This is a genomic window from Corynebacterium sp. NML 120412 (genome assembly GCF_002285155.1).
GTDB classification, from domain to species: domain Bacteria; phylum Actinomycetota; class Actinomycetes; order Mycobacteriales; family Mycobacteriaceae; genus Corynebacterium; species Corynebacterium gottingense.
Genome location: NZ_NSGL01000002.1, coordinates 13,376 through 26,843, shown reverse-complemented (window position 1 = coordinate 26,843; position 13,468 = coordinate 13,376). Strand labels below are relative to the sequence as shown.

Genomic DNA, 13,468 nt, shown 5'->3' with positions numbered 1-13,468 from the left:
CGGCCCGAAGCACTTTGCTCAATATACACGCGCGCCCGCTGGCGAACCAAATCGCCTGCGGGCGCGAATTCTGGCAACTCCACCCGGCGGGGCCGGGCTGGGTGAGCAAGGACTACTTGCTGTTCTTCAGGGTCTCCACCCAAGCGTCGCGGTCGCCCTCAATGTCCTTGCCGTCGACCATCACGCGCGGGGACCAAGCGCCCTGCTGGTCGGCCGGGACGTCCTTGGTGCGGTCCTCCTGCAGCTTAATGTTCGCGTCGGAGACCTCCTTCGCGGTGTCCATGTACTTGCCGTCGCGAATCTCCTGCACGGCATCCCCGGATGCGCCGTAGTCCTCGGCCAGCTTGGCCAAGTCTTCAGCCTCGAGCTTCTTGTACACGTCCTGCTGGTTCCCAAACAGGTAGTAGCGCAGGTTGAGCGCGGCGTTCGTGTCGTTGTGCGCGAACAGTGCCAGCTCCGCCGCCAGGGTGCGGGTGGAGTGATCCGGCGAGTACGCGTCGCCACGGCCGTCCAACGCCACCATTGGGCGCAGCTCAATCTGGATCTCGCCTGCCTTCAGCGCCTCGAGCGCCTGGTCGCCCGTCGCTTCCTCCAGCTCGGCACAGTGGGAGCAGGAGAAGTCTTCGAACAGGTCAGCCTCCGGAGCGTCCTCCGCACCCTCGGCGGCGAGGTGGATCACGTCGGAGCCTTCCTCCCAGGTGGAGGTGATACCGGTCGTGTCAATCATGTCCTCGGCAATCGCGTCCTTGCGGTCCTTCTTACCGTTGAAGACGATGATGCCAATCACAATCGCGGCGATCGCAATGACGGCGACGATGGCCCAAATGAAGCCGGCGCCACCCTTCGCGTTCGGGTTCTGGACCTTACGAGTGGTCAATGTAGGTTCTCCTCAATATCAGAAGCGGTTGTGGCCGGTCGGCGCTGCCACGCGGGTTTCGGTAGCGTCGATAAGCGCCGCTCTACCCCGCGGATTATACGGCACGACCTGGCCCTAGGGGTAGATGGCGAATTTCTTGAACGGGCGATAGATCATGAACAGCGTGATCGCGATGTAGATAACGTCGCGCCCCACGGTGGCCAGGAGGTTTGTCCCCTCGGTGCCCTCAGTGTTGGGGTCGAAGCAGCCGCAGTCAATGATCAGGCCGCGTTGCCACGCGGAAAGCATACCGATGATAAACAGGCTCAGCACGCCGATGGAGACCCAGCCCGCGGGGCGCAGCTTGATCCCCAGGAGCAGGAGGAGCCCGCCCGCGAGTTCGAGGGGACCGATGATGTGCGCGAGTAGGTAGGACCAGTCGCGTGTAAAAATCTCGTACGCGGCGATGGTTTGCGTCACGTCCAGCACAGCGCCGATTTTCGGGATCGCCGCCTTAATCCACACGTAGGCCATGAAAAAGCGAGCCGCCGCCGAGAGCACGTCGAGCACGAGCGCGCGCGTGCTGCGCTTCGCCTCCACCTGCTTTTCGGGCGCGTCCGTTGCATCTATTGTCGTCACAACCAGCAGCGTAGCGCAGCGCTGCATACCGCGGGAAGCCTCCACTCCGATTAATGGTGTGATCTGTGACTCGCCTATACTCGGCACCATGCCTACCTGGAAAGACATCACCACCGCAAATCCCGCCCACTCCGAAAATTATGCACAGCGATGGAAAGCATTCGTCGCCCAAGGCAAAGACATCGACGGCGAGGCCAGGCTTATCGACGCCACCGTGCCCCGCCACGCACGCATCCTCGACGCAGGCTGCGGCACCGGCCGCGTCGGCGGCTACCTCGCCCAGCGCGGACATGAGGTGATTGGCACCGACCTCGACCCGATCCTCATCGGCCACGCGAAGGAGGACTTCCCCGACGCCACCTGGCTGGTCGGCGACCTCTCCGAGGACGAGATCCCCGCCCGCGACATCGACGTCGCCGTGTGTGCCGGCAACGTGATGGGCTTCCTCGACCCCGCCGGCCGAGCGCCGGCGCTGGAAAACATCTTCCGCACCCTGCGCCCCGGCGGCCGCCTCTTCGTCGGCTTCGGCGCGGGCCGCGGCTGGAGCTTCGACGACTTCCTCGCCACCGCCAAGGAAGTCGGCTTCGCGGTCCAGTACTGCTACGAGAGCTGGGACCTCCAGCCGTTCACCCAGGACTCGGCGTTCCTGGTTGCCCAGCTCGCGCGCCCAGCATCTGGACAGTAGCCCTGCACCATTACACAATTTTCTTCAATGTCTCGACGCATATACCTCTACGCAGACGAAACTGGAAACCTTGACTACAAAGGCTCCCCAAACCCGAAAGGCGGTGGCGCGTCAACGTATTTCGGCTTCGGGACAGCTACCTTCGATACGGCGCGTCACGGAGATGATCTCATCGAAGGCCTTCATCTCAGGGCGAGTCGCTCCAAGGAAGGCATATCTCTCGCAAGGGGTTTCCACGCTGTCGACGATTCCGCCAAGACTCGAAACGAAATGTTTTCACTTATCAAGAGCCAAGCGCCACGTTTCGACACGACTTTTTTATACAAAGCGAACGCATATCCATACGTCAAAGCCGACGGACCATTGCGACTCTACAAAATGGCGTGGTTTCTTCATCTTAAGAAAGTCGCCCTACAGGTATCCCGGCCAGACGATGAGCTCTACGTCGTCGTCGCAGAATTTGGCACCAAACAGATACGGAAAGCTGCGTCCGAATCGGTAGCAGAGGTCTGCGACCAGATCAACAGAAACATCACACTTTGCGTATGGACTGCGCAATCCTCTTGGGGTCTCCAGGTGGCGGATTACGGTCTTTGGGCAGTTCAGCGTCATCTCGAGGGCAAGAAATGTACATGGTTCGAGCCTTGTATTAAACCAACGCTCTCCACGCTATTTACCCCCTGGGGCCGGCCTGAAAATCACTGAAACCGGCTATCCCGCCTGTGAAGGTGGGAAGTCCTCCCCTGGAGGACTTATCGCCGGTTTCACCCACAGCTTAGTCGCGCAGCTTCGACTACGGCAACCCCTGTGTAGCCCCTACTCCCCCAGCACGTCGGCGACAACGGCCTTCGCCGCCTCCTGCACCTGCTTGAGGTGGTCCTCGCCCTTGAAGGACTCCGCGTAGATCTTGTACTTGTCCTCGGTGCCCGACGGGCGGGCGGCAAACCAGGCGTTTTCCGTGGTCACTTTGAGCCCGCCGATGGCTGCGCCGTTGCCGGGGGCCTCGGTGAGCTTCGCGGTGATCGGCTCGCCGGCGAGCTCGGTCGCGCTGACTTGCTCCGGCGAGAGCGCCTTGAGGGTGGCTTTCTGCTCGCGGTTCGCGGGGGCGTCGATACGCGCATATGCGGGCGCGCCGAATTGCTCGGCCAGCTCGGCGTAGCGCTGCGACGGGGTCTTGCCGGTCACGGCCGTAATCTCGGCGGCGAGCAGGTCCATGATCAGGCCGTCCTTGTCGGTGGACCAGACCGTGCCGTCTTTGCGCAGGAAGGAGGCGCCGGCGGACTCTTCGCCGCCGAAGCCGATCTGCCCGTCGATAAGCCCGGGCACGAACCACTTGAAGCCGACGGGGACCTCGACGAGCGTGCGGCCAAGCGACTCCACAACGCGGTCGATCATGGAGGATGACACGAGCGTCTTCCCCACTGCGGTGCCATCGGCCCAGCCGTCGCGGTGGCTGAACAGGTACTCGATCGCCACGGCCAGGTAGTGGTTCGGGTTCATCAGCCCGGCGTCTGGGGTAACAATGCCGTGGCGGTCCGCGTCCGCGTCGTTGCCGGTAGCGATGCCGTATTTATCGCGGTTGTGCACGAGCGACGCCATGGAGTTCGGGCTGGAGCAGTCCATGCGGATCTTGCCGTCGGTATCCAGCGTCATGAACCGCCAGGTGGCGTCCACGTTCGGGTTGACTACCTGCATGTTCAGGCCGTGACGCTCGGCGATTGCGCCCCAGTAGTCCACCGACGCGCCGCCCATCGGGTCCGCGCCGATGCTCAGTCCGGAGCCGCGGATTGCGTCGATGTCCACCACATTCGGCAGATCGTCGACGTAGTTGCCCAGGAAGTCGAAGCGTTCGGCGCGGTCATCCAGCACGCCGGTGACGTTGACTCGGCGCACACCCTCCAGGCCGCGGGCGAGGTACTGGTTGGCGCGCTCGGCGATCCAGTCTGTGGCGTCCGCACCAGCAGGGCCGCCGCTGGGCGGGTTGTACTTGAAGCCGCCGTCGCGCGGCGGGTTGTGCGAGGGCGTGATCACGATGCCGTCCGCGCGCTGCGGGTCCGTGCCGGTCACGCCGCCGGTGAGCTTGGCATTGTGCGCCAGAATCGCGTGCGAGACTGCGGGGGTGGGGGTGTAGCGCCCCGCGGCGTCGACAAGCACTGGCACCTCGTTGGCAATGAGGACCTCGAGCGCGGTGACCATCGCTGGCTCGGAGAGCGCGTGAGTGTCGCGGCCGATGTAGACGGGGCCGCCGATGGAGTTGGCGCGGCGGTAATCCACGATGGCCTGCGTGGTGGCCAGGATGTGCGGCTCGTTGAACGCGTTGTCCAGCGCGGACCCGCGGTGCCCGGAGGTGCCGAAGCTCACCTGCTGGTCAGGATCCTCCGCGTCGATGTCGCGCGTGTAATAGGCCGTGACTAGCGCGGCGATGTCGATCAGGTCTCCGGGCTGGGCGAGTTGACCAGCGCGTTCGTGTGCCATGTGCGTGCTCCTTGTGTCTCCGTCAGGCGCGCCGCTTCTCGACGCCCCCTGCTCACCCCCATCTTCCATGCTCCAACCGATTTCTGCCAGGATTCGTATTTTTATCACTCGACAGGTTATTCTGACGTCCAAAGTTCCGTTCGCATTGCGCACGGCAGCGCGACTGCGGCGTGAGCCTATCCTCAATTCCTGCCCGAAACGTGGAGTTATGACCTCATCGTTGAATGACGTCCTCAGCGCGGTGTCCACCGTCGTCTGGGGGCCCTTCGTCCTCATGCCGCTGCTGCTCGGCACCGGCCTATACCTCACCATCCGGCTCGGCGGCATCCAGTTCCGCACGCTCGGGCGCGCCACGCGCCATGCGTTTATTGATACGAGCAGCGAGGGCGCCGGCGACATCTCCAACTACCAGGCACTCACCACGGCGCTCGCCGCGACCGTGGGCACGGGCAACATCGTTGGCGTTGCCACCGCGCTGTCCATCGGCGGTCCGGGGTCGCTGTTCTGGATCTGGGTGACCGGACTCGTCGGCATGGCCACCAAGTACAGCGAGGCCTACCTGGGCGTTCGCTTCCGCACGACCGACAAGCACGGCAAACAGCAGGGCGGACCCCAGACCTATCTGCGCCGCGGGATTCCCGGTGGCCTGGGCAAAGTGCTCGCCGCGGCATTCATGCTGTTTACCATTTTCGCGTCGTTTGGCATCGGCAACCTGGCCCAGGGCAACTCGATTGCCGCCGGCATGGAGGACGCGTTTGGCGTCGACCCGGTCGTCTCCGGCATCCTCATCTTCCTCTGCGTGGGCGCCGCCGTCCTCGGCGGCATCGAGGGCATTGGCAAGATGACGGCCGCGTTCGTGCCGCTGATGATCGTCATTTACGTGGTTGGCGGTATCGCGGTGCTCATCACCATGGCCGACCAGATCCCGGCGGCGCTGAGCGCGATTTTCACCGGGGCGTTCTCCGGCTCCGCTGCCGCTGGCGGTTTCGTCGGCTCCGGGATCATGCTGGCCATCCAGTTCGGCGTGGCTCGCGGCATCTTTTCCAACGAGTCGGGCATGGGTTCCGCCGCCATCGCGGCCGCCGCCGCGAAGACGGAGCACCCCGTGCGTCAGGGCCTCGTGTCCATGACCCAGACGTTCATTGACACCATCATCGTTGTCACCATCACCGGCCTGGTCATCGTCACCTCCGGCACTTGGCAGATGGGGCGCGACGAGGCAGCCGTGATGACCGCGGCCGGCTTCGCCGAGGGGCTTCCCGGCCACTGGGGAGGGACGATCGTCTCGATCTCCCTCATCTTCTTCGCGTTCTCCACCATCTTGGGCTGGTCCTACTACGGCGAGCGCTCCATCGTGGCGCTGTTTGGCCAGTGGATCAGCGTGCCCTACCGCATGTTCTTCACCGCGCTCTCGTTCGTCGGCGCGACCTCCGAGCTCGAACTCGCGTGGACCTTCTCCGACCTCGCCAACGGGCTCATGGCCATCCCGAACCTCATCGGCCTACTCATCCTCTCTGGGCTCGTCGCCCGCGAGACCCGCGAATACCTCAGGTTCGACCCCAAGCTCAAGAAGTCGCCTGACGACGTCGCCCGCTTCGTCCAGCAGCAACGCTTGGATTGGCACTAGCCGCCTGCTAGGCTGGCGGCATGCAGGGTCCACTCAATGAAGCGCTCCTCGTCGGCCTCGGCGCCGCACTGGGGGCGCTTTTGCGCGCCGCCCTTGTCGCCGTCATCCCAGGCTCCGCTGCCCTTGCCACGCTGGGCATCAACGCCGCCGGATCCTTCGCCATGGGCTACTTCAAGCCCGGACCGTTCCTTGGCACCGGTGCCCTCGGCGGCTTCACCACCTTTTCCGCGATGACGGTCGCCGCAGCCACGTCCAGCGCGATCTGGGCTCTCGGCATCATCGCGGTGAGTTTCATCGTCTGCGTCGGAGCTTGGTTGCTTGCCGACGCCACGTCCCCCCACCCCTACCGCACACAGGCAAGGCCCTGAACATGGCTTTGCTGATCTGGACCACGGTTGCCATCTTCGCGGGAGCCTTCGCCGGCGGCGTTTCCCGGTGGGCGCTAGCGCGTATCCCCGCACCTCGAGTTGGTACGTGGGCCGCGAATATGGTCGCTTGCTCCATCCTCGGCTTCGTCTCCGGCCACGGTGGCTTGGTCGCGATGGCCATCGGCACCGGCTTCGCCGGCGCCTTGTCCACCTGGTCCACCCTGGCCAAGGAGCTCGGTCAGCTCATCCGTGATCGGAATTGGAGCGAGCTGGTGCGCTACGCCTTAGCGACGGCAGTGCTGAGCCTCGTCGCCGCCGGTTTCGGGCTCCGCTGGGGTGCTCTCGCATTCGGGTAGGACTGCGCCCTCCTCGACGTGACGCGGGGCCGTCGGGTTCCTAACTCCACGGCTGCTCGGTAGGGCGGTCGACCTTGCTATGGCGGGGTGGATGGGGTGGGCGCCGCCGGTGTGGTTGCCCGCTCGGGGTGGCCTTCGTCTGGCTCGGTGTTTCGGTGGGGTGTGGTGTCGGGTGTTTGACGAGAAGACCATGTGTTTGATGGCAGCTGTGTGTTGGACGAGAAGGGGGTGACGAATTCACGTCCCTCGTCTCGCATCTTCGTCACGGAGACCTCGTCAAATAGCCGCCCTACTGACTGCACGCGGGGTTGGGCGGTGCGCCAGCACGCGTGAACCCCGGTAGCAACAGCAACGCCAGGCGATCATGCGGTGAGGATAACCGTGTAGCCTTTGCCCGGGTGTTCAACCGGGTTGCGCTCTGCGGCGACAGCGTAGGCACCACGGCGGTCCACGCTCCCCATTTGCTCTGCGGTGGCAGAGTAAAGCCCCCGGCACGGCCACAGCTTGGTCTGCGATGGTTGTGAGACTTCGGCGCGGGCTGCGTTATATGGAGCTAGCTCCATTTGGACGGTGGCGCCGGTAAATACCCTGGTCGCATCCGTCTGGTGGCCGCAGATGGAGCTAGCTCCAACTGCGCGGATCCGCCAGTAAATCACCTGATCGCGGTTGGCCGGACGGTAAAAATGGAGCTAGCACCAAGCACACGCGCCTCGTGGGTCGGCCGAGCCCCCGCCATTGATGCCCGTCACAGTCGGCAGCTGACAACGGCTACTCCCCGGTGGCAGGTTACGCGTCTCGGCGGGCCAGGCTCCCCCCACCCTGCTACGCACACACGAAGAAGCGCCCCGGCCACAAAGGGCGGTGCGGATCAACACATGATCCCACCACCCCCGGGGCCGGGGCGCACAAACAGTATTCAATTATTTATAGTTATTGGGTCGGCGGTAACCTACTCTCCCACACCCTCCCGAGTGCAGTACCATCAGCGCGGGCGGGCTTAGCTTCCGGGTTCGGAATGGGACCGGGCGTTTCCCCGCCGCCATCAACCACCGACACACCCACGGGGCATGCCAGCCACCAACCACCAACGGTTGGTGATGCGACAGTCAAAATATTCAACAATATGAACAGTTAGCCAACAGTGTGCTGTGCCAGCACTGCATAGTGGACGCAAACAAATCGTTTCGCAAACCTACAACACCACAAGTGTATCCACGTGTGTGCAAAAGTGTTTGATCAACGGCGGATTAGTACCAGTCACCTCCACACCTTACGATGCTTCCAGATCTGGCCTATCAACCCAGTCATCTCCTGGGCGCCTAAGAAACCTCATCTCAAAACAGGCTTCCCGCTTAGATGCTTTCAGCGGTTATCCCTCCCGTACGTAGCCAACCAGCAATGCTCCTGGCGGAACAACTGGCACACCAGAGGTACGTCCGTCCCGGTCCTCTCGTACTAGGGACAGCCTTCTTCAAGTTTCAACGCGCGCGGCGGATAGAGACCGAACTGTCTCACGACGTTCTGAACCCAGCTCGCGTGCCGCTTTAATGGGCGAACAGCCCAACCCTTGGGACCTACTCCAGCCCCAGGATGCGACGAGCCGACATCGAGGTGCCAAACCATCCCGTCGATATGGACTCTTGGGGAAGATCAGCCTGTTATCCCCGGGGTACCTTTTATCCGTTGAGCGACACCACATCCACAAGTAGGTGCCGGATCACTAGTCCCGACTTTCGTCCCTGCTCGACTTGTAAGTCTCACAGTCAAGCTCCCTTGTGCACTTACACTCTAAACACCTGATTGCCAACCAGGCTGAGGGAACCTTTGGGCGCCTCCGTTACATTTTGGGAGGCAACCGCCCCAGTTAAACTACCCACCAGGCACTGTCCCCAACCCAGATCATGGGCCAAGGTTAGATATCCACTACGGTCAGAGTGGTATTTCAACAACGACTCCACACCAACTAGCGTCAATGCTTCACAGTCTCCCACCTATCCTACACAAACCGCACCGAATGCCAATACCAAGCTATAGTGAAGGTCCCGGGGTCTTTTCGTCCTGCCGCGCGAAACGAGCATCTTTACTCGTACTGCAATTTCACCGGGCCTGTGGTTGAGACAGCAGGGGAGTCGTTACGCCATTCGTGCAGGTCGGAACTTACCCGACAAGGAATTTCGCTACCTTAGGATGGTTATAGTTACCACCGCCGTTTACTGGGGCTTAAATTCTCCGCTTCGACCCAAAAAAGATCTAACAGGTCCTCGTAACCTTCCAGCACCGGGCAGGCGTCAGTCCGTATACATCAACTTAACCGTCTTCGCACGGACCTGTGTTTTTGATAAACAGTCGCTCCCCTCTCTTCTCTGCGACCCACACCAGCACACCACACGACAATGCAGCTACCAGCACAGGTCCCCCTTCTCCCGAAGTTACGGGGGAATTTTGCCGAATTCCTTAACCACAGTTCACCCGACCGCTTTAGTATTCTCTACCTGACCACCTGTGTCGGTTTCGGGTACGGGCCGTATGCACACTCGCTAGAGGCTTTTCTCGACAGCACAGGATCACCAACATCACCCAAAAAAGGGCTACGCATCACGCCTCACACACAAAAACGATGGCATTTCACACACCGTCGTGCCACACGCTTACACCACAATCCAATAAGTGGCTTGGCTACCACACTGCGTCACCCCATCACTTGACTACAACGACTCAGGCCCCACGCATCACACCAACCCAGGGCAACAAAGTTACCCCATGGCCAGCGATCAGGGTGGTTAGTATCACCGCTTCATCACTTGACGCACACACACGGGTACGGGAATATCAACCCGTTGACCATCGACTACGCCTGTCGGCCTCGCCTTAGGACCCGACTCACCCTGGGAAGACGAACTTGACCCAGGAACCCTTAGTCATCCAGCGGTAAGGATTCTCACCTTACACTCGTTACTCATGCCTGCATTCTCACTCGCACACAGTCCACAACCCCTCACGGTACTGCTTCACACCATGCACGACGCTCCCCTACCCAACAAAACATTGTTGCCGCGGCTTCGGCGGTGTACTTGAGCCCCACTACATTGTCGGCGCGGAACCACTCGACCAGTGAGCTATTACGCACTCTTTCAAGGATGGCTGCTTCTAAGCCAACCTCCTGGCTGTCTTCGCGATCCCACATCCTTTTCCACTTAGTACACCCTTAGGGGCCTTAACCGGCGATCTGGGCTGTTTCCCTCTCGACTATGAAGCTTATCCCCCACAGTCTCACTGCTGTACAACACTTACACCGGCATTCGGAGTTTGGCTGATGTTGCTAAGATGATAGTCCCGCTCAACCAACCAGTAGCTCTACCTCCGGCAAGCTCATACAACGCTGCACCTAAATGCATTTCGGGGAGAACCAGCTATCACGGAGTTTGATTGGCCTTTCACCCCTACCCACAACTCATCCCCGCAGTTTTCAACCTACGTGGGTTCGCGCCTCCACAACCTCTTACAGCTGCTTCACACTGGCCATGGGTAGATCACCCCGCTTCGGGTCCAGGACATGCCACTAACAACACCCAATGAGGATTCGCTTTCGCTACGACTACCCCTAACGGGTTAACCTCGCGACATGCCGCTGACTCGCAGGCTCATTCTTCAAAAGGCACGCCATCACACACAAGAAGTGCTCTGACGGATTGTAAGCGCACGGTTTCAGGAACTCTTTCACTCCCCTCCCGGGGTACTTTTCACCATTCCCTCACGGTACTATCCACTATCGGTCACACTGAGTATTTAGGCTTACCGGGTGGTCCCGGCAGATTCACAGCAGATTCCACGAGCCCGCTGCTACTCGGGGCAACAACAACACACACGCACACGCCTTCACGTACAGGACTCTCACCCACTCCGGCGCACCATCCCAGATGCTTCCGCTAACACGCACGCGCACGCTCCTGGTCAGCAGCCCAGAAACACTGCACCCCACAACACCACACACGCAACCCCTGCCAGGTATCACACGCACATGGTTTAGCCTCATCCACGTTCGCTCGCCGCTACTAGCAGAATCACAATTGTTTTCTTCTCCTACGGGTACTGAGATGTTTCACTTCCCCGCGTCAACCTCCACACAGACTATGCATTCATCTGCAGGTAACACCACACAACCGGTGCTGGGTTCCCCCATTCGGACATCCTCGGATCAACGCTTTGTTGACAACTCCCCGAGGCATAACGCAGCCTCACACGTCCTTCATCGGCTCAGCATGCCAAGGCATCCACCGTACGCCCTGAATAACCAAACAATTATCCAACACACACAAACACACACCACCACACAACGGGCGGCGCATGCTCAGATACACAAAACACAAAAACAGTCTTGCAAACTTACAAAACAAAAAATCCTTCACAACACCACACCCCAAGCACACACAAACATGCGCACAAGGATGCGGCAAAGAAGAAAGATGCTCGCGTCCACTATACAGTTCTCACACAACACACCCACACCACAACAACCACACACCACAAACAGCGCAGTGATCATTCACGTGCAGGCCAACAAGACAACCACAACCACACACAACATAAACGTCGTGCGCAGGCCATGTGCTGCCCCAGACACCCAACAGCATGCCAACATACCCAAAACCATGTTTGCGGAACACTTGGTCACACACCCGCGCCACACAAAGCAGAAGCATCCAACCCTGCCGGTGCGCATCCACCCGGAATTTATACAAAACAAATACGTGGCAGTCACACCTTAGGCGACATCAACCACCAACCCACAACCGTGGGCACAACAATAAAAAGCTCCTTAGAAAGGAGGTGATCCAGCCGCACCTTCCGGTACGGCTACCTTGTTACGACTTCGTCCCAATCGCCGATCCCACCTTCGACCACTCCCTAACAAGTTTGGGCCATGGGCTTCGGGTGTTACCAACTTTCATGACGTGACGGGCGGTGTGTACAAGGCCCGGGAACGTATTCACCGCAGCGTTGCTGATCTGCGATTACTAGCGACTCCGACTTCATGGGGTCGAGTTGCAGACCCCAATCCGAACTACGACCGGCTTTCAGCGATTAGCACACCCTCACAGGATCGCACACGCGTTGTACCGACCATTGTAGCATGTGTGAAGCCCTGGACATAAGGGGCATGATGATTTGACGTCATCCCCACCTTCCTCCGAGTTCACCCCGGCAGTCTCTCATGAGTCCCCAACCAAATGCTGGCAACATAAGACAAGGGTTGCGCTCGTTGCGGGACTTAACCCAACATCTCACGACACGAGCTGACGACAACCATGCACCACCTGTACACCAGCCACAAAGGGAAAGACTATCTCTAGCCCGATCCAGTGTATGTCAAGCCCAGGTAAGGTTCTTCGCGTTGCATCGAATTAATCCACATGCTCCGCCGCTTGTGCGGGCCCCCGTCAATTCCTTTGAGTTTTAGCCTTGCGGCCGTACTCCCCAGGCGGGGCGCTTAATGCGTTAGCTACGGCACGAACCCCGTGGAAGGGACTCACACCTAGCGCCCACCGTTTACGGCATGGACTACCAGGGTATCTAATCCTGTTCGCTCCCCATGCTTTCGCTCCTCAGCGTCAGTTACTGCCCAGAGACCTGCCTTCGCCATCGGTGTTCCTCCTGATATCTGCGCATTCCACCGCTACACCAGGAATTCCAGTCTCCCCTACAGCACTCAAGTTATGCCCGTATCGCCTGCAACCCCGCAGTTAAGCTGCGGTATTCCACAAACGACGCGACAAACCACCTACGAGCTCTTTACGCCCAGTAATTCCGGACAACGCTCGAACTCGACGTATTCCTCGGCCGCTGGCACGTAGTTAGCCGGTGCTTCTTCTCAACCTACCGTCACAAAAGCTTCGTCGGTTGCGAAAGGAGTTTACAACCCGAAGGCCGTCATCCCCCACGCGGCGTCGCTGCATCAGGCTTGCGCCCATTGTGCAATATTCCCCACTGCTGCCTCCCGTAGGAGTCTGGGCCGTATCTCAGTCCCAATGTGGCCGTACACCCTCTCAGGCCGGCTACCCGTCGACGCCTTGGTAGGCCATTACCCCACCAACAAGCTGATAGGCCGCGAGCTCATCCCATACCGCAAAAGCTTTCCACCACCCCATCCAAGAAGTGGTCATATTCGGTATTAGACCCAGTTTCCCAGGCTTATCCCAAAGTACAGGGCAGATCACCCACGTGTTACTCACCCGTTCGCCACTCGAGTACCCTGCAAGCAGGGCCTTTCCGTTCGACTTGCATGTGTTAAGCACGCCGCCAGCGTTCATCCTGAGCCAGGATCAAACTCTCCACAAAAAGTTTCAGCAAGAAACAAAGGCCGTGAAAAGCCCAAACCTAACCAAAAACAAACCAACCCACACCACAACCAAATGCAGTGCAGGACTGGCAAATCCTCAAATTACCTTCTCATGCCGACCCAAC

8 protein-coding genes and 3 rRNA genes are annotated in these 13,468 nt (G+C 60.1%); 5 read left to right on the top strand and 6 right to left on the bottom strand.

The window, feature by feature from the left end:
• Positions 1–112 precede the first annotated feature (112 nt).
• The gene (locus CKJ84_RS07055) at positions 113–877 is read right to left on the bottom strand and encodes a thioredoxin domain-containing protein (RefSeq protein WP_095546453.1); all 765 of its coding nucleotides are present in this window, start codon (positions 875–877) and stop codon (positions 113–115) included.
• Between the two features lie 114 nt (positions 878–991).
• On the bottom strand, positions 992–1,495 hold the full coding sequence (locus CKJ84_RS07050; RefSeq protein WP_255396027.1) for a MauE/DoxX family redox-associated membrane protein: 504 nt from the start codon (positions 1,493–1,495) through the stop codon (positions 992–994).
• 88 nt (positions 1,496–1,583) lie between these two features.
• Between CKJ84_RS07050 and CKJ84_RS07045 the strand changes: the two genes are divergently transcribed.
• Positions 1,584–2,180, top strand: a complete 597-nt coding sequence (locus CKJ84_RS07045; RefSeq protein WP_095546451.1) for a bifunctional 2-polyprenyl-6-hydroxyphenol methylase/3-demethylubiquinol 3-O-methyltransferase UbiG — start codon at positions 1,584–1,586, stop codon at positions 2,178–2,180.
• A 27-nt stretch (positions 2,181–2,207) separates the two neighbouring features.
• Entirely contained in the window at positions 2,208–2,885 is a 678-nt protein-coding gene (locus CKJ84_RS07040) for a DUF3800 domain-containing protein (protein ID WP_095546450.1), read from the top strand.
• 111 nt (positions 2,886–2,996) lie between these two features.
• On the opposite strand, the gene pgm is transcribed toward CKJ84_RS07040, so the two are convergent.
• Complete coding sequence (gene pgm, locus CKJ84_RS07035; protein ID WP_095546449.1) at positions 2,997–4,655, bottom strand: phosphoglucomutase (alpha-D-glucose-1,6-bisphosphate-dependent); 1,659 nt, start codon at positions 4,653–4,655, stop codon at positions 2,997–2,999.
• A 208-nt stretch (positions 4,656–4,863) separates the two neighbouring features.
• Here pgm and CKJ84_RS07030 point away from each other — a divergent pair, with 208 nt between their 5' ends.
• Genes CKJ84_RS07030 through CKJ84_RS07020 form a run of 3 tightly spaced genes read left to right on the top strand, consistent with a single transcriptional unit; the run spans position 4,864 to position 7,006 of the window.
• The gene (locus CKJ84_RS07030) at positions 4,864–6,282 is read left to right on the top strand and encodes a sodium:alanine symporter family protein (RefSeq protein ID WP_095546448.1); all 1,419 of its coding nucleotides are present in this window, start codon (positions 4,864–4,866) and stop codon (positions 6,280–6,282) included.
• Positions 6,283–6,302: 20 nt separating this feature from the next.
• On the top strand, positions 6,303–6,650 hold the full coding sequence (locus CKJ84_RS07025; protein ID WP_095546447.1) for a CrcB family protein: 348 nt from the start codon (positions 6,303–6,305) through the stop codon (positions 6,648–6,650).
• A gap of 2 nt (positions 6,651–6,652) precedes the next feature.
• Positions 6,653–7,006, top strand: coding sequence for a CrcB family protein (locus CKJ84_RS07020; RefSeq protein ID WP_095546446.1), 354 nt, complete (start codon positions 6,653–6,655; stop codon positions 7,004–7,006).
• Positions 7,007–7,942: 936 nt separating this feature from the next.
• Here CKJ84_RS07020 and rrf read toward each other — a convergent pair.
• The 3 genes from rrf to CKJ84_RS07005 all read right to left on the bottom strand — a co-directional run bounded on the left by rrf (position 7,943) and on the right by CKJ84_RS07005 (position 13,342).
• Positions 7,943–8,060 (bottom strand): 5S ribosomal RNA (gene rrf / locus CKJ84_RS07015).
• A 173-nt stretch (positions 8,061–8,233) separates the two neighbouring features.
• Positions 8,234–11,304: ribosomal RNA gene (locus CKJ84_RS07010) — 23S ribosomal RNA — on the bottom strand.
• 522 nt (positions 11,305–11,826) lie between these two features.
• Positions 11,827–13,342, bottom strand: a 16S ribosomal RNA gene (locus tag CKJ84_RS07005).
• The 16S, 23S and 5S rRNA genes sit together here, the layout of an rRNA operon.
• Positions 13,343–13,468: the final 126 nt, after the last annotated feature.